The organism is Hyphomicrobium sp. (genome assembly GCF_036833075.1).
In the GTDB taxonomy this organism is placed as follows: domain Bacteria; phylum Pseudomonadota; class Alphaproteobacteria; order Rhizobiales; family Hyphomicrobiaceae; genus Hyphomicrobium_C.
The window spans coordinates 1-23,613 of the sequence record NZ_DAITQL010000025.1; the positions used below are offsets into that span (position 1 = coordinate 1).

General features: G+C 62.4%; 15 protein-coding genes. 4 read left to right on the plus strand and 11 right to left on the minus strand.

Going from position 1 to position 23,613, the window contains the following annotated elements; all coding sequences use genetic code 11:
* The 3 genes from V7082_RS09435 to V7082_RS09445 form a co-directional block, all read right to left on the minus strand.
* Nucleotides 1-2,060 (minus strand): hypothetical protein (locus V7082_RS09435; protein WP_334147932.1); only part of this gene is annotated, 2,060 nt, incomplete at its 3' end.
* Nucleotides 2,061-2,099: 39 nt separating this feature from the next.
* Complete coding sequence (locus V7082_RS09440) at nt 2,100-4,877, minus strand: hypothetical protein (protein WP_334147933.1); 2,778 nt, start codon at nt 4,875-4,877, stop codon at nt 2,100-2,102.
* 44 nt (nt 4,878-4,921) lie between these two features.
* Entirely contained in the window at nt 4,922-7,348 is a 2,427-nt protein-coding gene (locus V7082_RS09445; protein ID WP_334147934.1) for a hypothetical protein, read from the minus strand.
* Nucleotides 7,349-7,761: 413 nt separating this feature from the next.
* Between V7082_RS09445 and V7082_RS09450 the strand changes: the two genes are divergently transcribed.
* A complete protein-coding gene (locus V7082_RS09450; RefSeq protein WP_334147997.1) occupies nt 7,762-8,364 on the plus strand; it encodes a recombinase family protein in 603 nt (200 codons plus the stop codon).
* A 469-nt stretch (nt 8,365-8,833) separates the two neighbouring features.
* Here the strand turns inward: V7082_RS09450 and V7082_RS09455 are convergent, their stop codons facing one another.
* From V7082_RS09455 to V7082_RS09485, 7 genes are all read right to left on the minus strand, one after another.
* A complete protein-coding gene (locus tag V7082_RS09455; RefSeq protein ID WP_334147936.1) occupies nt 8,834-10,186 on the minus strand; it encodes a HipA domain-containing protein in 1,353 nt (450 codons plus the stop codon).
* The gene (locus V7082_RS09460) at nt 10,183-10,494 is read right to left on the minus strand and encodes a helix-turn-helix domain-containing protein (protein WP_334147938.1); all 312 of its coding nucleotides are present in this window, start codon (nt 10,492-10,494) and stop codon (nt 10,183-10,185) included. Before V7082_RS09460 ends, V7082_RS09455 begins: the two co-directional genes overlap by 4 nt.
* A gap of 182 nt (nt 10,495-10,676) precedes the next feature.
* Nucleotides 10,677-11,156 (minus strand): hypothetical protein, encoded by a 480-nt coding sequence (locus V7082_RS09465; protein ID WP_334147940.1) that lies wholly within the window; start codon nt 11,154-11,156, stop codon nt 10,677-10,679.
* 585 nt (nt 11,157-11,741) lie between these two features.
* Nucleotides 11,742-14,030 carry a heavy metal translocating P-type ATPase gene (locus V7082_RS09470; protein ID WP_334147942.1) on the minus strand — a complete coding sequence of 763 codons (2,289 nt, stop codon included), beginning with the start codon at nt 14,028-14,030 and terminating at the stop codon, nt 11,742-11,744.
* A gap of 40 nt (nt 14,031-14,070) precedes the next feature.
* Nucleotides 14,071-14,799 (minus strand): cytochrome b/b6 domain-containing protein, encoded by a 729-nt coding sequence (locus V7082_RS09475; protein WP_023786333.1) that lies wholly within the window; start codon nt 14,797-14,799, stop codon nt 14,071-14,073.
* A 62-nt stretch (nt 14,800-14,861) separates the two neighbouring features.
* Nucleotides 14,862-16,223 carry a sensor histidine kinase gene (locus tag V7082_RS09480; protein ID WP_023786334.1) on the minus strand — a complete coding sequence of 454 codons (1,362 nt, stop codon included), beginning with the start codon at nt 16,221-16,223 and terminating at the stop codon, nt 14,862-14,864.
* An 11-nt stretch (nt 16,224-16,234) separates the two neighbouring features.
* Complete coding sequence (locus V7082_RS09485; protein WP_023786335.1) at nt 16,235-16,915, minus strand: response regulator transcription factor; 681 nt, start codon at nt 16,913-16,915, stop codon at nt 16,235-16,237.
* A gap of 204 nt (nt 16,916-17,119) precedes the next feature.
* On the opposite strand from V7082_RS09485, the gene V7082_RS09490 reads away from it, so the two are divergent.
* Genes V7082_RS09490 through V7082_RS09500 form a run of 3 tightly spaced genes read left to right on the plus strand, consistent with a single transcriptional unit; the run spans nt 17,120 to nt 21,555 of the window.
* Nucleotides 17,120-18,112, plus strand: coding sequence for an efflux RND transporter periplasmic adaptor subunit (locus V7082_RS09490; protein ID WP_334147946.1), 993 nt, complete (start codon nt 17,120-17,122; stop codon nt 18,110-18,112).
* A gap of 3 nt (nt 18,113-18,115) precedes the next feature.
* Nucleotides 18,116-21,235 carry an efflux RND transporter permease subunit gene (locus tag V7082_RS09495; RefSeq protein ID WP_023786337.1) on the plus strand — a complete coding sequence of 1,040 codons (3,120 nt, stop codon included), beginning with the start codon at nt 18,116-18,118 and terminating at the stop codon, nt 21,233-21,235.
* Nucleotides 21,211-21,555, plus strand: a complete 345-nt coding sequence (locus V7082_RS09500) for a DUF3240 family protein (protein ID WP_023786338.1) — start codon at nt 21,211-21,213, stop codon at nt 21,553-21,555. The genes V7082_RS09495 and V7082_RS09500 overlap by 25 nt, the downstream gene beginning before the upstream one ends.
* Before the next feature lie 468 nt (nt 21,556-22,023).
* Here the strand turns inward: V7082_RS09500 and V7082_RS09505 are convergent, their stop codons facing one another.
* Complete coding sequence (locus V7082_RS09505; protein WP_023786339.1) at nt 22,024-23,460, minus strand: ferredoxin reductase family protein; 1,437 nt, start codon at nt 23,458-23,460, stop codon at nt 22,024-22,026.
* Nucleotides 23,461-23,613 lie beyond the last annotated feature (153 nt).

The following is a 23,613-nucleotide window of genomic DNA, read 5'->3' on the forward strand; positions in this document are numbered from 1 at the left end:
TCATGGCTCCAGTCTCTCAAGAGTTGGAGCCTCCGGCAAACCCGGGGCGGTTCACATCTATCGTTATTCGGTGCATCGCTTCCAAGGTATCTAGTACCGGTCAAATCACATCCACCTCTGGATGTACAAACGGAATTGCAGTGTTGACCTGCGTTTGCATAATAGTAGCAGTACCCATCAAGGGCATAAGCCCCACTGCCACACGCCGACGCACAACTCCCCCCGCTTTGGCTGAGCACGCCGTTGTTGCAGGTGATGGTGCGCGTCCCTGTATAACCGGACGCGGTGTTGGTGATCGTGCGCCCCTCGCCATGGGCGAGCTGTGCGCCGGACAGAGCCGAACAAACGGGTGCCCAGCTTACCGTCTGGTTCGCGGAACAACTCTCGACGCAGGTCGCGCCGCCTTGGAGCGTCGCGGTCCCGCCGCTGCAGGAATAGGTCGCCGAGCCGGTTGTGGGCGCGGTTGAATCCGTCGCGGCGCCCGTGCTGCCATGCGCGATGACAAGATTGGATGGGACGGTGCAAATCTTGCTCGCCACCGTCCATGTCGTGCCCGCCGCCACCGTGCAGTTCCAGCCCGACGCCGTGCCGGAGAGAGTCGCGCTCGCGCTCACCGCGGCGTCCGATACGCCCAAGGTGCCGTTATAGGTTGCGTCGTTGCTCGCGCGCGGACGCACCGCGATCTGGCACGTGCCGCCACCGGCGAGTGTGCGGCCGTTGCAATTGTCACCCAGATGCCCGCCGCCGACATAAAATTCAAAGTGGGTGGTGTTGGACAGCACCGCCGCCTGCATATGCGCGCTATCCGCCTCGCCGGTGTTCGTCACCGTGAAGCTCACCGCCGTGCCATAGGCCGGGCTGCCCGGCCCCGCGACGTTCATCCCCGCCGCCGTCGACGGCGAGATCGACAGCGCCGCCGGGAAGCGGTCCCGCGTCGTGATACGCCATTCCCGCTTGATCGAGCTGATGGAGAAGGTGAAGACCCGTTCCGTTTCCGGCGTAGCCGCCGCATTCGCGACAAGGGTAATGACGTCATTCGCCGCGACTTGCGCGCTCGCGCCGACCGGGTTGCCGTTGATCTCGATAATCGCGCCGCCTTCCACGGTGGCCAGCCGCGTCCCGTGAAACCCAGTGAAGGAGATCGGCGTCGATGTGTGCGCACTGTTCAACGGCGCACCGGTCACGGGCGTGAAGTTGCCCGATCCGGTAATCGACGCGCCGACCTCTTCCCATCCGTCGCTGGTACAGACCTGAATGGTGTCCATCTCATCGCGCAACAACCCGGCGGTTTCCGGGGTACAGGCTTCGTCCGGCTGCGGGCCGATATTGCCCGTCGCGCCGCCTTCACCGGCGGCGAAGAGTTCCCCATAGGTATAGGCGAGCACGATGTCGTCGCTGCCCGGTGTTTTCTGGACGAGCGGTTGATCGGGTGCGCCGTCGCTGTTCGCATCGACGAATGCGCGGCAGGTCGTCTGGAACGCGCCGTCCGCCCCGGCGGAAATCAGCGCGATGACGTATTCGGTAATCAGGTCGCCGCCGTTCAGGCGATTCGCAGAATTGCCGCCGCAGCCGGCAACGTTATCCGATACGGTGGAAGAGCCGTGGTCCCACGCGCAATAGCCGATCGGGCGTTTCCATTGATCGCGCGTGGGCGCGGGCGTGCCTTCGGGGACAAGGCCGCCGCCCACCGGCGCGGGCGCGCCCGCCGGATCGCGCCACGGCAGCGGTTCGATCATGTCGTCGCCATCGCAATCGCCCACGGTGGCGCGCGCCGCCGCGCCGATGATCTTGGCGGCATTGGCCAGATCGGTTTCCGATAGAGCGTGCCGCGTAATCGTGCCCACGCCCTGCGCCGGGCCGGAGATGATCTTGGTCAGCACGTTGCCGACCCCGCCCAGCAAGATCACCGCGCCAAACAGGATGAGGAATACGTTGCCGCTTTGATGCCGTGGTTTCGCGCGCCATGTGCGTAGAGCGGCGCGGCGCACCGCAGGCAGCGCCAGCAAGGCCATCAGGCCCGTAACAATAAGTGCAACAATCAATCCGTCTTCAAACATCATTCCTTTAAATTCAATTCAGCGTGCGCTGGTTCTCGCTCATTAGTTGTTACACGCGCACGCGCGAAAAATAGCATTTTGCCTTCCTCCACAGCTGGTCATGGCCGTGTGTCTTATTCTATGACGTCCTCCCATCCCCACGTCTCTCGTATGACATCCATAAGAGCCGCTCGTAGAGCCGGCCGTGCCAAAACCACCCAAAAGCACCTCACTCAATACGGTAGTACATCCTTCATTCGTACCGTTTGGCCCAATATAATTAAGCCCTGCAAGATTGCATCCGCCCCTCCCACTGCATACCGTATCGCATGACTCATTGTTGCCTCCCCCATAGTAGCAATAGCCACCATAACTAAATCCTCCGCAAGCGCTGGTGCAGCTTCCGCCGCTTTGGCTGATCGTGCCGTCGCTGCAAGACAGGTTGCGGGTGCCGTCATAGCCGGATGCGGTATTGTTGACCGACTTCGTCTGCCCATGTGTCATCGCCCCAGACGGTGCGGAACAGCCTGGCGCCCAACTCATCGTCGTGTTCGAACATCCGTTGGCAGCACGTGTCGTCACACTCCAACTATCCGTGACACCGCCGACATTGACAGTCGCGCTGAGCGCCGTGCTGAAGGACGCCGAGCTCGTCAACTGCACGCGCAGGGTTTGATTGTTGCTGATCGTCCCGGACGTCACCCAGCTCCCGCCGTTGATGGATATCCGCGCCGACGTGTGCCCGCTGACCGACACAGTCGTACCGGTGTTGATGCCGCTGATCGTGACGGTATTCGATGTAATAGTCGTACTCAGCGTCACGTCGGTCTGATCGGTGAATGCAAACGCATCGGGCGTCGTGTCAAGTTCGTTGCACGCACAAGCGCGCCGAATGTTGCCGTGACTCCCGGCGCAGACAGTTGAAACCGTCCGTCGTCTCCCGGGAGGATAAGCGTTGTTCCAATTGCAGCCGTGGCCGGAGGACGCAGATGTTGTGACGCTTGTGGTCACACCACGCAGCGCAGTTAGTACGTCAACGCATCTGTTGTGATTTGGCGCGCCGCTGCCGATATAAATTGTCCCGGCTAGATTGCACCCCCCTCTCGATGAACATACCGTATCGCAATTCTGGCCTGCGTTTGCGTAGTAATAGCAATAACCATCGTATGGGTAACCGCCGCCCCCGCACGTTGCGGTTTCCACGCAGTTCCCCCCGCTTTGGACGAGTGTGCCGTCAGTACAGGTGATGACACGGGTTCCGTCATAGCTGCTATTGGTGTTCGTGATTGTCCGGTTTGCGCCGTTGGCCAATACCGCGCCGGACAGCGCAGTACAGCCCGGAGACCAGCTTACGTCCTGATTGGCCGTGCAGGTCCAGCCTGTTGCCGTGCCGGATAGAGAGGAATCATCGCTAACGCTTCCGGCGGCGATGGAGAGCGTACCGTTATAGGTGCCGTCGTCGGTCGCGCGGGGGCGAACGTCGATGAAGCACGTGGCGTTATACGCGAGAACCTGCCCCTGACACGCATCGCCAACATTCGCGCCGGACGCGTCGAAGGCGAAGTTGGTGGTGTTGCTGAGCTGCGCCGCGCCGAGCGCGACGGTCGGCGTCTCGCCGCTGTTGCGCACCGTGAAGCGCACCGTCGCGCCGTGCGCCGGGCTGCCCGGCCCGGTGACGTTCATCGCGTTGTTGGACGCGGGCGTCATGACGAGCACGGGCGGCGTGGGATCGCGCGTCGTGATCGTCCACGCCCGGCGCAGCGTGCTGACGCTTAGTGTGAAGGTGCTGGCCGTGGCCGGTGCGCCCGCAGCGGTGGCCTTGAGTTCGATCGTGTCGCCCGCGACGATCGAGGCCGTATTGCCCTGTTCGACGCCGTTGACGATCAGGACCGCGCCGCCGTCGACGCTCGCCGTGCGGGTGCCGAAGAACCCGGTAAAAGAGATTCCGTTGGACGTCGTATGCTCGCTATTCAGCTGCGCGCCGGTCACGGGCAGGAAGCTGCCACTGACCTGAATGGCGCTGCCGACTTCCTGCCAGCCGCCATCGCGGCAGACCTGCATGGTCCCGGCGTCATAACGCAGCGTACCGATCGCGTCCGGGGTGCACGCGTCGTCGGGAAGCTGTTGGAGCTGGTTGGTGGTGCCTTCCGCGAACAAGGCGGTGATGGCTTGAGCACGGACGATGTCGTCACTGCCCGCCGGGGTGACGATCAACGGGGCGTCGGGAACGCCGTCGTCGTCTGCGTCCACCCATGGATGGCACGTCGTCTGAAACGTGCGGTCCGGCCCGGCGCTGATGACCGCAATCACGTATTCGGATTTGCTATCGACGCCCACGAGGCGGTTCGCGCCCGCGCCGCCGCAGGTGGCAACGTCATGCGTCACGGTGCGCCGCCCGTGATCCCATGCGCAATAGCCGATGTCGCTACCCCACGGGTCGCGCTGCGTCGCGCCGAGGTCGGTAGGCACAAGGCCGCCGCCCGATGGCGCGGACAGCCCTCCAGCATCGCGCCATGGCGGCGGTTCGACGATGCCGTCGGAATCGCAATCCGCTTCGTCTTGAACCGCCCCGGCGATCATCCGCGCGGTGGTGTAGAGCGTGTTGTTCGCCGCCGCGACCTGATTGGAATGGGTGATGCCGCGCGTCGGCCCCTTCATGGTCGTCATGGTCGACACGCCGATCAACCCCGCGATCGCTACCGCGCCGAACAGCATGAAGAACACGTTGCCGGATTGTTTGAAGCGGCGAGCGGATAACGATCGCCTAAAGGCACGGCGCACCACAAACAAGGCCATCAGGCCCATCAAAATAAGTGCAACAATCAATCCGTCTTCAAACATCATTCCTTCAAATACAATTCAGCGTGCGCTGGTCCTCCTTTTTGTCATGGGCAACCGGATGCATACTCGTTGTTGTACCCGGCATCATAAAGGGGAAGACTGCCTCGCGCCGAGCACATCCCGTATCCTGGGCAAGTTCCGTTCGGATCCGGTATGTCCGCCATTTGGGCACAATGGTATGTACAGCAGGTAGCGCTCTGAGCGCTGCACCATGCGGCACATGCCGCGCGTGCCGTCACCATGTTGTGGCTCGTGAGAACAAGAGGCCCATCCCACATATCCATACCGGTACATCGGCGCTTTTTTTGCCATGAAGAACAAGGAGCTGCTGATGCGCAACTCCCGCCGCTTTGCGTCAATGTGCCGTTGTTGCAGGTAATCGTGCGCGTGCCGTTGTAACCGGACGCGGTATTGGTGATGGTGCGGTTCGCGCCATTGGCGAGCACAGCGCCGGACGGAGCCGAGCAACCGGGTGACCAGCTTACCGTCTGGTTCGCCGTGCAGCTTTCCGCGCAGCTTGAACTCGTGATGCTCGTCGTGCCGTTGGCGCAGGAATAAGTCGCCGACCCCGTCGTCGGTGCGGTCGAGTCCGTCGATGTCGCGCTCGCGCCATTTGCAATCGTCAAGGCTGTTGGAACGGTGCACGTCTTCCCGGATACCGTCCACGTTGTGCCGGAGGCGACGGAGCATTGCTCGACGCACGAGGATGTCGTCACGCTCGCGGTGCCGTTGTTGCACGAATAGGTCGCGGTGCCTGTTGTCGGTTGCGTGGCGTCAGTCGCAACTGCCGTTGCGCCGTGATTGATCGTGAGCGCCGTCGGCGCGGTGCAGGTCTTTCCCGATACGGCCCATGTCGCACCCGCCGCCACCGTACAGCGTTCGACGCACGTCGACGCGGCGACGGTCGCGGTGCCACCGCTACACGAATAGGTGGCCGTGCCGGTCGTCGGCTGCGTTGAATCTGTGGCGACCGCCGACGAACCGCTGGCGATGGTGAGCGCGGTGGGCACTGTGCAGGTCTTGCCCGCCACGGTCCATGTGGTGTTCGCCGCGACCGTACACATCCACCCCGTCGCCGTACCGGATAAGTCAGATTGCGCCGTGCGCACACCGTCGCGCGCGGTGAGCGTGCCATTATAGGTGCCGTCGTCGCTCGCGCGCGGACGCACGTCGATCACGCAGGTCTGATTGAGGCCGAGCGTTTTTCCTGCGCAATCATCACCGACATCCGATCCCCCGGTCGCGAACGAGAAGTGCGCCGTGTTCGACAACAGCGACGCGATCAGCGTGGTCGGCGTTTCGCCGGTGTTGCGCACGAGGAAGCTCACCGTCGCCCCAAAGGCCGGGTTGCCCGGGCCGGTGACGTTCATAGTGTTTTGCGTCGTCGGCTGGATGGTGAGGTTGACCGGCGTCGGGTTGCGCGTGGTCAGCACCCACGGACGCTGCACCGCGCTGATCGTGAGGGTATAGACGACGGGTGTCGCGGGTGTGGCCGACGCCGCGCCGCGCAAGGCTACCGTATCGCCCGCCGCAATTTGTGCGCTCGCGCCTTGATGGACGCCGTTGACAATGATCGCGCCGCCGTTGTCGACGCTCGCCGTTCGTGTCCCGAAATAACCGGAGAACGTAATCGTGTTGGACGTAGTGTGCGTGGTCGATAGCTCAACCCCGTTCGTCGGCGCGAACGTGCCGTCGGCCGTGACGGCGGTGCCCGGCTCCTCCCATCCGTCTTCGGTGCAGATCTGCACCGTGTCCATTTCAAAGCGCATCAAGCCGATGGTTTCCGGCGTGCAAGCGTCGTCGGGCAGTTCAGGAAGCTGCGCACTGCCCCCGGCCTTGAGCAGGGTTTCGAGGCTTTCGGTGTGGATGATGTCGTCGCTACCGCTCACGCGCACGACAAGCGGACTATCGGGTGCGCCGTCAGCGTTGGCATCAAGCCATGCCGCGCAGCTTGTCTGAAACACCCTGTCCGGCCCGGCGGAGATAATCGCGATCACGGGTTCGGTTTTTGTATCGGCGCCTTGAAGGCGGTTCGCACCGCTGCCGCCGCAGCCCGCGACGTTATCGGAGACGGATTGCGTGCCGTGATCCCACACGCAGTAGCCGTAAGCGCTGCCCCACGGGTCGGCCTTTGCCGCGCCGAGCGTGCTTGGCAAGAGACCCCCGCCGGACGGCATGGGAGCACTGCCGGCGGGGGCTTGCCATGCAACCGGCTCTAACGAGCCGTCACTGTCACAGTCATTTGTCGGTCCGTGAGGCGAACCGACAAGCCGTGCAGCAGCGTCCATTGCGGTTGCGGCAATCTGTTGTTTGGAAAGTTTGGCGGTATTGGCGACGGGGCCGCGCAAGATCGCGGTGGTGGTCGCGCCGATGACGCCCGCGCCGGCCAGCAGCGCGAACACGGTGAACAGCACGTTCCCCGATTGGCGCAAGCGGCGAAGAGGCCCGTGCGGGGTGCGCCGGCGCATCATGCGGCGCCTCTCTCAATGGCAGTGCGCGATCGGCTGGCTAAACCATGGCTGCGGGGCGTGGAGGTGAGGGCGGATGTGAGCCTGGCGTCTCGTGGCGCGATTGTGCGAAGAGGACCGCTCGCCGTTGCATTGGCGGGAGCGGTGAGAGACCTTGTGCTTGGCGCTTTCGCAGCACGCCCCGAATTCTGCAGTGAAATCGCCCCCTCTCGAAACCCTGTTTCCCCTCAAAAATATCTGTATACTGATAATTGTGAAGATGTTTTGTTTATCAAACCTTAATAACCCACATTTTTGTCGATGATCCGCTGTTTGAAGTTGAGGATAGACCGTTCAGATGCCTCGTACGCGTGTGCCGGGATAAGGCTTTCGACAGCGCGCTGTTCTGAGAGCGCCGGTCGGTTCAGATGAAGGATATGGAGGGTCAAGCGGGTAGGGACAGACGGAGGCTGATCGGCTATGCGCGCGTGTCCGCCGGTGAGGGAAACCTGAGCTCTCAAGTCGATGCATTGCGAAGCGCCGGGTGCGAGCGGGTGTTCCGCGACGACGGCGTCCTTGCCGTTGCGGCCGAGCGCCCGGGCCTCAATCGCGCGCTCCGTGCCTTGCGGCCCGGCGACGTGCTGGTGGTTTGGCGTCTCGATCGCATTGGGTCTTCGCTTCAGCATTTGATCGAGGTCGTGCAGACCCTGAGTGCCGACGGATACGGGTTTCAGTCGCTGACCGACAGCATTGATACGGGCCGTGCGTCCGGGCGGTATTTCCTTGCGACGATGCGGGCGCTCGCGGATTTCGAAAGCCGTGCGATCGCTGAGCGCACGCGCGCCGGGCTTGACGCGGCGCGCGGTCGGGGCAAGCGCCTGGGTCGGCGGCATCTCATGAGTGAAAAGAAGCTGGCGCTGGCGTTGCGTTTGATTGCGGAAAATATCCCGCGCAAAAGCGTTGCGGCCGCGTGCGGCGTATCCGTGCCGACGCTCTACCGTGAGCTCGCCAAGTACAGGGCGGCACAAAGCCCTGATTAGGAGAGGCGGATTGCGGGATGCCGGCATGGTTTTTGGAGCCGCCGTCGCGGATGCGCCAAGCCCGAACAGCGCCCGGGCGCAAGGTCGCGCAACGCGCGCCCCGCCAGGGGTTGCCTTGCGGCGGGAAGGGCGCGGATCGGGCACGCATTGCGTGCGACGCGGCGAGGATCTGCCGCCAACGGCCATGGTTTATGGTGAGCCAGAGAAGCGTGCGTCTGGAGTCCTCGTCGCGGTGCTATGAAAAGTCAGACCGCCAACCCACCGCAGAATTCCGCCAAAATCGGTCAGTGTGATAATGTTTGTTATGTCAAACAGGGCAGGCGTTCGAACACCAAACGCCGTCGGCGCGCTGACCGGTGTCCAGTGCAGCAGCCCTGCAAGACAAAATCCAATGCATTGATGATGGTGGTGCGTTGATCGTCGAGATTGCCAACGCGCTTACGAAGGAGTGAGGCCAGTACCAGTGGTCTCATGGACGCGATTTTCCTGTCTTGCGCGTCTTTGTGGATGACGACCGTTTGCCGGCGGCAGGCTTTTTCTTTGATGGTGTCGCGGTCTCGGCTGCGGACCTCTTCGATGGCTTCGCAGGTTTCGCCGGCTTCGGACAGATGCGCGCCGTGATCTTGGCAGCCGAGCGCTTCGAAACGCCGGCTTCTGCCGCGAACTCGGACCATCGGGCGATCGCGGCATAGACCGCATCCAAAATGGCATCTGTCCCCTTGAGCCCATGCTTTTTTGCGAGGGCGCGCAAGTGCTCGGTGTCGGGCGCACGTCCCTCGCCCATCACCATCATACTCTGTTCGCCGCCGGGCCCGGCCGAGAACGTCAAGTCATAGGGCGGCGCGAGCGACCATGCGCCTGTGGTGTCGTCGAGGAGATAGGAAAAGTTCTTGGCGTGATCGTCGCGGTTATGCGCCAGCACATTGAAGCACGCGAGGCGGAACGCTGCCGCCACCTGCGTCGCATCCTTGGTCAGCACCTGCGTGGCCTTGAGGAAGGTATCGTAATCAAGCGACGGCGTACGGTGATCTGTGTGCAGGAGGCCTGCGAGACTGTGCATGTGGATGCGCCGATCCCCGTCACGATCGAAGCGCTTGATGCCGAAATACCGCTTCCTTTTACTGCCGAAGAGATGCGTTTGCGGCATGTCGAGACCGGCGGCGCGGGCCATGCGGCTGTAAGCGTATTCGATGGCGCCCACGTCGGCTTCATCGAACTGAGCAGGAAACTTGATCATCCAGTGCCCATAGCCGGCCGGAAGCGGCCCCGGTCCATGAATGATCCTCTTTCGGTCGGCGCTGACCTGTGCCACCACTTTGGGACGTGCGCCGGCGGAGGCGCCATTGAGCTTCAGGAGTTCGTCGACGACGGCCCCCTGCTCTCCCGCGAGCACCATGACGGCGTCTGCGGCCAGCCTGTCGAGTTTCAGCACAATGGGTTCGCGCTCGCTTTGACTGTAGTCCGGCTCGTAGCTGAGCGCGCCCATGCCGTAACGGCCCACATAGGCCAAGCGATCGAGCGGCGTCAGGCTGCCACGCACAAGTCCCGCGCGCTCAACGGCGCGATCGAGCAGCAGCCGCCCCCACCCATCCGGCAGGCTATCGTTGAAGACGCCGAACAGTCCATCGAAAGGAGCCGGTTCGGCAATTATCACGCCGGAGCGTAACGGTAGCTGGAAGGGCGAGATCTCAATACCGGAAGCGAGGAAGTCCGGGTCGTACTCGAACAGAATGCGCCGGTCCTGCAGAGCCAGGCGCCCGACCTTGAGGCGCTTGCGCCCCTCAAGGAATACGGAGAGCAATGTGGCTGCAACGTATGTCATCTCAGACGTCCCTTCTTACGTCCCGGCTTTTGCGCCAGCACGGCGTCGAGCGAGCGACCCGTCAACGATTGCTCATCTGCGGCCGCGACTTTGTCGAAATCTGACAGGCACTCGAGGACCAGGGCGAGCTTGAGCAGGGACTCGAAGGCGATGCGTCCAGTCCGCTCGAAGCGGCGCAGGCTCGGCAGCGACACGCCCGAGCGCTTGGCCAGACCGTCCTGGGTGAGGTTGCGCCTCAGCCGCAGCGCGCGAAAGCGCAGGCGCAGCTCGCCCTGGACGTCATTGGGTGTTTTCAGAGTAATAGTCAATATATTATCACTTTCTGCGTACATTAGGCATTAAATGATAATATATGATCGATAATAGAATCGCAAGAGATCGCGAATCGGGGCTGGGTCGTCCCAGTGCCCTTGGACTGCCCGTGGCCGCGAGAGACCATGCAATGATGCCCTCGCCATGAGCGAGGAGCGGCACCAGGGCGAGCGTCCAGTTAGACGGCGTCGTTCTTGAGCCCGGTGTTTCTCCTGGCCATCGGCTGTGGGAGCTGTTCGATAGCCTTCTCGCGGCGTTCGATCACCTGCGCCGGTGTTGCGGAAGAGAGCACCGTGCCGGCGGTTGTCTCGACGCGTGAACGGAAGTTCTGCGTCAACGTATAGTCCTTTTCCTTGATCTTGTCGGCGTCCTCTTTGGTGAAGGGCTCAGCGAACTTGATGTTGACAGCGGGGACATAGCGATCGCCACCAAGATTGACGACGGCGACCCCCTGGCCACGGATGTCGTCGAGTGAGTCTTTGATGAGCTTGGTGGTCTTGTCGGCGAACTCGATCTGCAACTGATATTTGCTTGCGTCGTCGACTTGGTCGTAGCGTTCCGATATGCGCGTGCGGTCTTCTTCGGTGACGGGGCGGATACGTCGGATTGCGGATATGGGAACGGCGGTTCCTCCATTGATTTTGAGTGTCTTGGTCATGGCGTCTCCAAATGTGTTTCAGTATGCGGTGAAGGGAAAAGGCTACAAAGTATCCCAATATTTTTACGAAATAATCCGTATGCGGTCAATAAAAGCCTGGAAATGACATAACGTGGCACCGTCCTGGCGTGTAGGATGCAGGGTGCATGGTCTCAACCTGGCACTTGCCGTCAGTGAATGGGTGTCATTCCGTGGGCCACTTGCGGCAACGATCGTTCCCCGCATGGGCCGAGACGCGGGTGTGTATCGCGGCTCGGCTGCGCGGACCTTCGCCGCGCAGGAGAGCGTGGCCCGACCGCAGGGAGGGAGCCGTCCTACACCTCAACGTCATCAGAAACGGGTAGAATGTCCGTATTGAGAGCGGGCCCCAACATCGTATTGCCTCATCCACTTGAGTGTTTTAATCCTTGGGTGGCGTGATCTTCCGTAGGCGGTGCTCATTCAGCAACGTCGAAACGCCGAGAGAGCGGACTTTCGCATGGTGTCGGTCGCGACCGTACTGGGCTGACCTTAATATGACCGCAACACCTCCCGCAGCGGACAAGACCTATGCGAGGGCCGCCAACGGATCCGTTGTTCAAGTGCTCACGTGTTAGTAGCTGCCTCGTATATGTCTTCCTCCTGCGCATTGTGGATGCGCACAAGGGCTTCGATGGATCCGATTACCCTCTGGGCATCGCGGACGAGGTACTTGTCGGCGTCCTCGGCCTGCAGTCCACCGGCGAGGCGCGCCAGGAGCCTCGCCTGATGCAGTATCTCGCGATGTGCCCGGCTCATTGCCGACAACCCGTGCATATCAATAAGTAGCTTTGATAACCGCGGGTAAAGCGTAGCTTCGTCCTCGCGCTCGTGCGTCACAACGCTGTCTTCAACAATCGCATGCGCGCTGAGGATAAGGTCGACTGCGTACGGGCCGGTCGCGTCGTCTAGCGCGTCCGAGATCGATCGCAGCCGATCCAACTCCTGCTCGAGCAATCGGTGCTCGTCGCTCAAGGCCCGCACCATCTTGTCCGGTAGAACTTCTCGTGGTCGGTGCCAACCCGGTTTGAGAGCCCGCAGCGCATTTAGGATCACAGCGACATCGATGGCCTCCTGCGTCAAGGCACCGGCCACAGGCGTCAGCCAGCCGAAAGCGGCGAATAGCATGGCGATACTGGAAAGCCCCATGCCCGCTACGATGCTTTGGATCGCGATACGCCGGGCACGCCGGGCGATGATCACCGCCTCCGACACCCGATCAAGCCTGTCCACAACGATCACTACGTCGGCCGCTTCCGACGACGCGCTGGCGCCGCGAGCGCCTAATGCGACGCCAACGTCCGCCGCCGCGAGTGCCGGAGCATCGTTGATTCCATCTCCCACCATCAGCGTCGGGTGGAAGCGGCTCTCCAGGATGACGGCATCGACTTTATCTGATGGGACACGGTCGGATAGCACCGCATCGATATTCAGCGCAGCAGCAATCGTCTCAGCGGCGTCAGCATGATCCCCAGTGACCATCACGATGCGGGAAATCCCAGCCGCGCGCAGGGATTGCAGTGCGCGAGGCGTCTCCTTGCGCAGCTCATCAGCAAGGAGCAACGCGCCGACGACGCGGCCGTCGACCGATACGAACACGCTCAGGGCCGATCGCCAGGAGGCGCGGCGCAGCGCACGCGCGGCCCAGTCGTCCAGCTTGCGCTGCCCGAAGACGAGCTGGTGTGAGCCGACGCGGACCTTCCGCCCGGCAACCACTCCCTCGAGGCCAGAACCCATGACCTCATGCACCTCCTGGGGCATCTGCAGAGAATGACCTTGGCCGACGGCGGCAGCCACGATGGCGGCAGCCACGACATGCTGCGAAGCCTGCTCCAACGAACCGGCTAGGCGAAGCACCTCGCCAGCGTCTTCTCCGGGCGCGGTCTCGATCGCGATCAGGCGCGCTCCGCCGACTGTGAGGGTGCCTGTCTTGTCGAACAGAACGGTATGCGTCTGTGCCAGAGCATCCAGGGGCGCGCCGCCCTTTATGATGATGCCCCGACGCGCCGCCTGAGATACGCCGGCTATGAACGCGACAGGCGCCGCCAGTATGAGCGGGCAAGGCGTGGCAACTACTAGAACAGCGAGAGCGCGGATTGGATCACCCGACAGTGCCCACGCCAATCCAGCAACCACGATCGTCACCGGCAACAGCAACAGCGCGTAGCGATCCGCCAGCCGAATGAAGGGCGACTTGGCAGTCTGTGCGGCGGTCACAAGCCGCACGATGCCAGCGTAGGTGCTTTCGTCGGCCGTCGCGGTTGCCGTGATCTGAAAGGTGTCACCCGCGTTGAGCGTGCCACTGCGGGCGCTCTCGCCGGCTTGCCGCGTGACAGGGATTGGCTCGCCGGTGAGCGCCGCTTCGTCGAGGACCGCACGCGGAGATGTGATCAGCCCGTCGACGGGGACGATCTCGCCGGCGCGAACGAGGATCGCGTCGCCGACTTTGACGTCACGGATGTCGACGTCCGTGATGGTCTCATCTATGCGGCGATGCGCCAGCCGCGGCGCCCGATCGACGAGCGTTTTCAAGTTGCGCTCGGCGCGGCTGACCGCATAATCCTCGAGCACCGTTCCGCCCGTGTACATGATGGCGACGACAATCGCCGCCAGCGGCTGCTGGAGAAGAAGGGCGGCTGACATGGCCAGAAGCGCGATGGCGTCGACGCCCATACGTCCGGCTGTCAAATCGCAGACGATGGAGACGGCGAGCGCAATGACGACGGGGATCGTTGCCGCGGTCCACATCCACCCAGCCGTCGCAGGATAGCCTGCGAGAAATGCGCTGCCGCCGAATATGAGGCCGAGCAGAGCGGCAACAGCAAGGGTGCATCTGGCGAAGCGTTCCTCGACCATGACGCTCCTCGAAGGTCGACGACAGAGGCAAGCTCGCATCCTAAGGAGCGTCGGGCGGAGGTCGCGAAAGTATTTTGCGGCCGGTGAACATTGCCGACGTGATGCTGCCGCCCTCACGCACTTCGGTGACAACGATCGCGGCGATGTGGATGGCGATCAGAACGGTCAGTGCATAGAAGCCGAGTTCGTGCACTTGGACAAACGGACTGCGGAACGCGCGCATGGCGGCGTAAGACGTTGGATCGATAAGTTCGGTTGCCCCCGGTACGACCGAGGATGGGTCGACGCCTGGAGCGGCAACCCACGCCGCGAACCAATGGCCAAACGGCGGCCAATAGAGGTCGGCCCCTGCCAGAATTAGGCCGGTCACCGCCTGGAGAAGTAATAGCAAGAAGAGCAGCGCAACGGCGATGCGCGCAAGCGGGTTGTGCCCCACATACTGTTGGGGTTCTCCCGCAAGGAACGACGCTGTATAGGCGCGCAATGCTGCAAGATAGCCGGGACCGCCGGGAATAACGGCACGCCAATTCGCGTAACTGTTCCCGAAAAACGCCCAAGCAAACCGCCACATCAGATTAACAGCCATGACGTAGCCGAAGGAAACGTGGACATCCTTGAGTATAACCTTACCCGGCGCGGAAAGTCCGAGCGGATTGCCGAAAAGAATGTCGAGGCCGGTACCCACGAGGCCAATGACGGCGAGCACGTTGATCCAGTGGAACCAGCGGGTAGGAGCATCCCACGCGGCATATTCTTTGAGCTCAGACATGAACTGTTCCTCGCGGTAGTGGAATTCTTACATACGTGCGGGCCGGCCCATCTTGATCCGCATCAATCGGCTCGCTGGCTCAAACTGGGCAGCGCGAGCTGTGCTCTAAGGCCGCCGAGTACTGATTGGCCAAGCGTGATCTTGCCACCGTAGAGCTGCACCAGATCACGAACGATAGCCAGGCCGAGCCCAGAGCCCCCGCCTTCATTTCTCCAGCGCTCTCCGACGTTGAAGACGACGTCCCATGCCTCGGGCGGCAACCCTGGGCCGTCGTCCTCGACGACAATCCGGATAAAGCCGGGTGCAACCTTGTCGTCGAGCCGCACTGCGACCGCCGTCTTGGCGTGCTTGCAGGCGTTGTCGATGAGGTTACCCAGCATCTCGTTCAGATCCTGGACTTCGCAGGCGGCCATCACGCCGGGAGGAATCTCGTTGTCGATGCGCAAGCTGCGGTCCGCATGCAGACGCGTCAACGCTCGGACGACAGAGTCAGCCGCATCGGTGAGCGACGCAGCGATACCGGGCCTTGCCCTCGAAGCAGCAGTGCGCGCACGCGCGATCTGATAGTCGATCTGGCCCTGCATGCGTCGGCATTGTTCGTAGATGACCGCGGCCGATTGTTCATCGCCTTTCTGTCTAAGCTGGTGCGCCTCATCGGTCAGAATCGCCAGCGGCGCCTTGAGGCCATGCGCGATGTTTCCCGCCTGCGCCCGAGCGCGTTGAATCTGCTCGCCAGATGCAGCAAGAAGACTGTTGAGGTCGTCGATAAGTGGCTGCACCTCGTCGGGAAATTGACCTCGCATGTCCGCGGTTGCGCCGGAACGGTAGTTCGCAAAGGCTGTCCGTAGGCGGCCGATGGGCGCCATGGCATAGGCCAGCAGCAAGCCCGCTACGACGATCATGGATAGCGAAAACAGGCCGAGCGACCATAAAAGCACGCTGTTGAACCGGTCGAGGACTTTATCGAGGAGGCGTTTGTCCGTCCCCATTATGATCCGGGTCGGCTCCTTCACTCCGCCCATCCAGCGCAGCCGTTCGGCAATCAAGAGCGCGCCGGTCGGCCCCGAAATGCTGTGGTAGTGAACCTGAGCATCGCTACCCGCATCGATCGGCACCTGCAGCATGGGCCCTTCGAGCGAGTTCGACCGAGCGGAAATCGCTCCGTTCCTCTGTACCTCCCAATAAAAGCCGGAGAGCGGCACCGAGTAGCGCGGGTCACTTAATGCGCGCTGCATATGAACGCGACCGCCTTCGTCGACCTCGGCGATGCCTTCGAGTTCGTCGAGATGCTCTTCCAGCTCCTGGTTGAATTGCTCCGTCAGAAAGCCCTTGAACTCACCGGACAGAAGAACCCCAGCAATGCTGACGCCCGCCACGACCCAGATGGCGGCGACGATGATAAGGCGGGCACGGAGACTGCGCATTGCTGTGCTTCTCAATCCATGCGATAGCCGAGGCCACGCACCGTGGTGATGATGTCGCGACCCAGCTTTCGCCGTAGGCGGCTGATGTAGACTTCGATGGTATTGGACTCAGCACTTTCCTCCAGGGCGTAGAGATGCTCCATCAGCTCGTTCTGCGAGATGACGCGCCCCGCGCGATGCATGAAGTAAGTCAGCATGCGCAGTTCCGAGGCGGTGAGATTGACAGACTTACCGGCGATGGCGACCCTGCCGGCGACGGTGTCGAGGCTGATGTCCTTGTGCGTCAGGACAGAGTTCGCTGCGCCGGACTTTCTGCGAATGAGTGCGCGCAGCCGCGCCACGACCTCGGGAATATGGAACGGCTTGGTGATGTAGTCGTCTGCACCCGCGTTCAGCCCCTCTACCTTTTCTGCCCACGTGCCGTGGGCGGTAAGGATGAGCACAGGCATGTCGCGCTTTGCGGCGCGCCATTTGCGCAGAACTGTCAGTCCTTGCATGTTGGGTAGGCCGAGATCGAGTATGGCGGCATCGAACTCATCGTGGGCTCCCATCGCGTAGCCGTCCTCGCCGTTCTGCGCGCGGTCGACGACGAACCCTTCCGGGCGCAGCCCGGTGACGAGGCGCGCGGCAATGTCATTGTCGTCCTCGACCAGCAGTATGCGAATGACGAGCCTCCACAGCCAAGGTCGCACTTTTAGGCGCTCTACCTGAATTCGACCTGAAAAGCTCGATGCCCTGGGCAATATGTCGTCCGGCAGGGCGACGCACCCGCGTTTCAGGTTGGTTTCAGGTACGCGTGCGACAGCTGTAACCCGATCTGGAGGTTACGGCCCATGTCTTTAATCAAATGTCTGACAGCTTCAGTGGCATTTATCGCCTGGGCGGCGCACGAGTCTGTGCAAAGCGCTGAAATCGCCGTTTCCCAAGCCCAGATCGACCGTCTCGAGATCCACCTCGAGGAGGCGCGCCCGGCCACACAGGAGGCGGTTGCCCTCCTGCCCGCCACCATCATCCCCCCGATGAACAGCCGCATTGCTGTGCCCGCGCCCTTCGCCGGCACCGTCGTATCCGTGCACGTTCTGCCCGGCCAATCCGTCGAGCAGGGTCGCACACTGATGACGATTGCAAGCCGCGAGCTTGTCGAGACGCTCTCTCAGTTGCGCCAAGCGGAAGCCAACCTCGCCGTTGCGAGCGCCGTCGCCGAACGCTATCGCGGGCTTGCTGAGAAGAATATCGCCTCTCCGACGCGCGCAGCCGAGACCGAAGCGCAGCGCGCAGGACTTGAGGCTGTCGTCGATGAGCATCGGCGGCTTGTTTCCCTGGGCAAAATCAAGACCGATCCCGACGGCAGCTATGCACTGATCGCCCCGCGTGCCGGCCGCATTGTCGAGGCGAACGTCGCGCCAGGGGCCAGCATCGGCGCCATGCAAGCGGCCGTGGTTTTCGACACGAGCGATGAGCTGTGGGTTGAGGCGCAACTGCCGGCGTCGTTGGTCGGCAAAGTGCATCCCGGCGACAGCATCACGTTGGAGGATGGCACTAAGGGCAAGGTCCTTTCGGTTGGGCACACGCTCGATCCGAAGACTCGCTCGAGCACGCTCACCGGCACCATCCCCGGTTCGGCCGGTGTCGTTCCGGGGCAGATGGTGACCCTCAGCATACATAGACAGGCCGCCATCAGCAGCGTCGAGGTTCCCGCACAAGCGGTTGTTTGGCTGGGCGCGGCTCCCAGTGTCTTCGTGCGAACGGAAATGGGATTTGCCGTGCAGCCCGTAGTCCTCAAGGGCAAGACGCTACGCGCGGCCACGATCGGAGGTGGCCTCACAGCGGGGCAGAAGATCGCCGTATCAGGGCTCGCTCAGCTCGAAAACATGATTGGTGCGGAGTAAGCTATGCTGCGCCGTATAGTCGAGTTGACACTCACGCAACGGGCCTTCGTGCTGCTGTGCACGCTGCTGGTCGCCGTGGCGGGCAGCTATTCCTTTCTGCACCTACCCATCGACGCTTTCCCGGATATCTCATCTATCCAGGCGAAGATCATTATGAAGGCGCCGGGGATGACGCCTGAGGAGGTGGAGACCCGAGTCATCGCGCCGATCGAGCTGGAACTGCTCGGCATTCCGCGCCAGACGGTCCTGCGCTCGTCGGCGAAGTACGCGATTGCCGACATCACCATCGACTTCGAGGACGGCACGGACATCTATTGGGCTCGCCAGCAGGTGACTGAGCGACTGGCCGACGCCAGGGACGCGCTACCATCCAACGTTTCCGGCGGGCTCGCGCCGATTTCCACGCCGCTGTCTGACGTTTTCATGTTCACCATCGAGGGCGGCAACCTCTCGCTGGAAGACCGGCGCAGTCTGCTCGACTGGACCATCCGCCCAGCTCTCCGGACGATACCGGGGGTCGCCGACGTCAATGCGCTCGGCGGTTTGGTGCGCACGTTCGAGGTCGTGCCCGACAGCGCGGCGCTGGCGTCTGCGGGGTTAAGTGTCGCCGATATCAAAGATGCGATCGCGTCGAGCAATCGCAATGACGGTGCTGGGCGACTTTCCGACGGCGAGAAGGCACTCGTCGTGCGCTCTGAGGGCGCCATTCGCACGCCAGCGGACTTACAGCAGGTCGTCCTCAGGTCGGAGGGCGGCAAGGTATTGCGACTGCAGGATGTCGCCACGGTCGGCATCGGTAGCCTCACCCGCTATGGAGCCGTCACCAAGGATGGACGCGGCGAAGCAGTGCAGGGCCTCGTGCTCTCGCTGCGCGGCGCCGATGCCAGCGCGATCGTAAAGGACGTGCAAGCGCGGCTCGAAACGCTAAAGCCAAGTTTACCAGAAGGCGTAACGCTGCAAGTCTTCTATGACCGTTCTGACCTCATTCAACGCGCCGTGGGTACCGTCACCAAAGCACTGATCGAAGCGACGGTGCTGGTCGTCATCCTGCTGCTCGCCTTTCTCGGAAGCCTACGCGCCTCCCTCGTCGTGGCGGTCACGCTGCCAATGGCTGCGCTCAGCACATTTTTGATGATGAAGCTCTTCGGCATGTCCGCGAACCTCATGAGCCTCGGTGGGCTCGCCATTGCCATCGGCCTCATCGTCGATGCTGCGGTTGTCGTTGTCGAGAATACGGTCGAGCGTCTCAATCATCATGCGGACGACGCGCGCATTCCGCTCTTGCGTCAAGTCTACCAGGCGGCAGCAGAGGTCGTCACGCCGGTTGCCTCGGGCATCATTATTATCTGCCTAGTCTTCCTGCCGCTGCTCTCGCTTCAAGGGCTCGAGGGCAAGCTGTTCGCGCCCGTGGCGATTACTATCATTTTTGCTCTTTCGAGCTCGCTGCTGCTCTCACTCACCCTGATCCCGGCTCTGTCGTCGCTCTTCCTGCGCGGCCGCGCCCATAAGAACCCGATCTTGATGCGCGTCATCGAGGCCGGATACGGCCCACTTCTGCGCTTTTGCCTGGCACATCCTATGCCCGTCTACGTCGCCGCTGCCGCCGGAGCGGCCGTAATGGCCTTTGCCTATCTCGCCGTTGGCAAGTCGTTTATGCCGACCATGGACGAGGGGTCGGTCATCATGCAAACGACCAAGCTCCCCTCGATCAACCTTGAGGAAAGCGTTGCGACCGACCTGCGCATTCAGCGCGTCCTTCTAGAGAAGGTGCCGGAGGTCGACCACGTCGTAGCGCGCGTCGGCTCTGATGAGCTGGGGCTCGACCCCATGAGCCCCAACGATACCGACGCGTTCCTGGTCCTCAAACCCAAGGACCAGTGGCGCGTGCCGGATAAGGAGTGGTTGCTGGACCAGCTGCGCGCAGCCATGACCGAGCTGCCGGGTGTCGAATTCGCCTTTACGCAACCGATCGAGATGCGCACTTCCGAGATGCTGACCGGCGCGCGCGGCGACTTGGCGGTGAAGATTTTCGGGCCGGATCTTAAGCAGCTCGCCCAGCTTGCCGGTCGCGTCCAAGCGTCGATCGCTGGGGTCAAAGGGGCGTCCGAGGTGTTCACGGCTTCCAACGATACGGTGGACTATCTGCAGATCGACGTGGATCGCCTCACGGCAGGGCGCACGGGCCTTTCTGTGACGCGTATCGAGGACGAGCTGCGCGCGCTTTTGGAGGGTGCACCGGCCGGCATCGTCGCCGAGGCGCAGAAGCGGACCAACATCGTGATCCGCGGACCTGAGGCCCTGCGCAGAGCGCCCGAGCTGTTCATGCAGAGCCAGTTGGCTGCCGGAGACGGCGGCCTCGTCCGCATCGGCGACATCGCCCGACTGCATCGCACGGCGGGCCTCGTCAAGGTGGACCGCGAGAACGCTTCGCGCTTTGCCATTGTGCAGGCCTACGTTTCCGGGCGCGATCTCGTTGGCTTCGTTGAGGATGCTCAGAAGGCAGTTGCGACCGCGGTAGAGCTCCCCCCCAGCTACCACCTCGTTTGGGGCGGCGAGTTTGAGAATCAGCGGCGAGCAGCCGCGCGCCTCGCAATCGTCGTTCCGATCGCCCTGGTGCTCATCTTCCTCGTGCTGTTTGCGACCCTGCGCTCGGTGCGCCAGGCTGTGCTGATCCTAGCCAACGTTCCGTTTGCTCTGATCGGCGGCGTTCTCGCGCTCTGGGTAGCAAGCGAGTATTTGTCGGTGCCGGCGTCGGTCGGGTTCATTGCGCTGCTCGGTATCGCCGTTCTGAACGGTCTAGTCCTCGTCAGCTACTTCAACCGGCTCCTCGTTGCCGGCATGCCGCTCGAGCAGGTGGTTTTCGAAGGTTCCCTTAGGCGCCTGCGCCCCGTGCTCATGACGGCGAGCATCGCCGCCTTTGGTTTGGTCCCGCTGATGTTCGCCAGTGGACCAGGCTCCGAGATCCAAAAGCCGCTCGCGATCGTCGTAATCGGTGGCCTGATCACCTCGACGGCACTCACCCTCGTTCTGCTGCCCATCCTCTTCCGCCGCTTCGGCGCTGCCGCGTGCTCGGCCGACCCTCAAACACGGAGCCTGTCATGGACCAACTCCTTCGCAAGCTGACGCTGATCTATCCGCCAACGGTGGAGGATCACATTGTCGATCTCTTGGTGAATGCGGAGCCGCCACTCGCCGGATTCACGACGTGGAAGGCGGACGGCCACGGCCAGGACTTCAGCATGGCAAGCGTGCGTGAACGCGTGCGCGGCCGGGCGGCGCGCGGCGTGCTCGCCGTGGTGCTTCCGCGCTCGCGGCTTGGCACCGTCCTGGAGGAAATTCGCTCAAGGGTGGGAACCCCCGACCTCACGTATTGGATCGAGCCTGTAGAGTCGATCGGTCGACTTGCGCGCGTCGATGCGGACTCCGCGCCGGTTGCTGCATGACCGATTATCTAACATTCATCTTGATGCTCATCCCATCGGTCGTGCTCGTCGCTGGTGCCTGCGCCGTTGCCATCTGGGCGGCGCGCTTGCCGGACGAGCAATCGTCCCTCGTTGCAAGGCTCACTGGGGCAACCGATGCCAGTGGCTCGGGCTCGTCCCCACCAAACAAACTCGACTGACACAGGGAGGATCAACTGAGCCGTCTTAGACTCACACTGATCGCCACCGTAATTGCGGCATCATGCTTTCCGCCGCGCACCGCCGCCGCTGCCGACGCACCTGTCTTCCAGGCGCAATGCGCAAGCTGTCACCCGCGAGCCCGCACGCTGGCGCGACGTCTGGAAGGGGAGAGCGCCGATGCCCGCTCAGCGGCACTCGTCAAGTTTCTCGAGAAGCACCATTCCGGCGATGCGCAGACACGCGCTGCCATCGCCGAGTATCTCGTGGGCCTATCGCTGCAATGACAGGCTAGCGAAGGCTGAAGGCTGTCATGGCTGCAACCAATGCCAGAAACACGAGCAGTGCCTGCCGCTGCCGTGCTCGGTCTAGCCGCCCTTTTCCGGCGCCATAGTCGAACCGTTCATAAAGGATGGAGGCAGGGGGAACGCCAATATCCAATAGGGCGTCGGCGGCAACCTCCATCATACGTGGGGGGCCGCAAATGAGCACGACGGCCTTGCCCGTATCTGAGGCTCCAACGAGTCTCTTAACGAACGATGCGCGCAGTGGCCCCGCCTCGCACTCTGTCTGCCTCGGATCATCATCGACAAGATAGCTGATCGACAGATCGAGCTGCGATTGTAGCTCACGCAGTCGATCCTTCAAGACCAAGCCGCTTGGCTTTCTCACTGCATAAAGGAGGCGATACGGTCTTGCGTCGCGCCGTGCGGCGGCCGCTTCCAAAATTCCAAGGAGTGGGGCGATCCCCACGCCACCCGCGACGAGGATTACCTGCGAGGCATTGGGCGGGAGGCAGAAGCTGCCGTGCGGACCGTCGACCGCGACCCGGGTACCAGGGAGAATGCCTTCGAAGGTGCGAGTGCAGTCGCCCACCTCGCTGATCACAAGCCGAAGTCGCGGCAGATCAGCGGGAGAGGATGCAATCGAGAACGGGTGATCGTGGAAGGGGGGCCGCTTGGGGGCGAGCGTCATCCAGATAAACTGCCCGGCGCGAAACCGCAGCTGCGTTGTTGGTGGGCCGCGCAGGATCATCTCGACGACGCGCTCGCCGACGCGCCGAACGCGTTCGACACGCCAATCCTCGCGCCACATTTGCCAGGGCCTCACGACATAAACCGATAGCGCTGCAGCTGCCGCGGCCGCAGTGAGGACAAACCAGACGATGCGCAGCACCGTTTCGTCAGTGTAAGCACCCGCCGTGACAGCGTGATGGAGAATTAAGCCGGCGACGACGATGGCGAGCGGCCCGTGCGTGATGCGCCACATTTCGTAGCGGATGAACGGCCGCGTACGGATCGTAGCGAGGCACACAATCACGAACAGACCTGCGAGAGCTATGACACCCGTGCGCAACCTGGGACTGGCCAGCATGCCAAGAAGGCGGCGCCAAGCAGCGATGGGGTCAGCGAACAACGTATCTGAGAGGTAGAGAAGTGGATGCAGCGTCGCAAATGCTAGAAGGACGCAGGCCGCGATGCGATGGAACCCCATCGTGCGGTCAATGCCCATGCGTCCCGAGATGCTTTCGAAGCGCCCGGAGCTCAGAAACTGCAGAAACAGCAGCGCTGCCCCCGTAAGTCCCAGAGCAGTCGCAAATTCGCTGGGAGCACTGGCCGGCTCGATCCCAGTTACAGCGGCGGCGAACATGGGCGAGAGCGCAGCCAAGACATACAAGAGCGCGACGACGGCCCCGGGCAGCCCGGGGGTTCTGGTCTGCAATTCCATTTAGCCACCATTCAGCCCCTGCCCGACTTCCGCCCAGCTCTATCCCGAGACGACGTACTCAGAACTGATCGGGGTCAAGGTGGTGTAGTAGTTTCGTTGTATTGTCAGTTCTGCTCAGCCGGCCATCTCATACTGCCCGAGCGCGGTCATCCG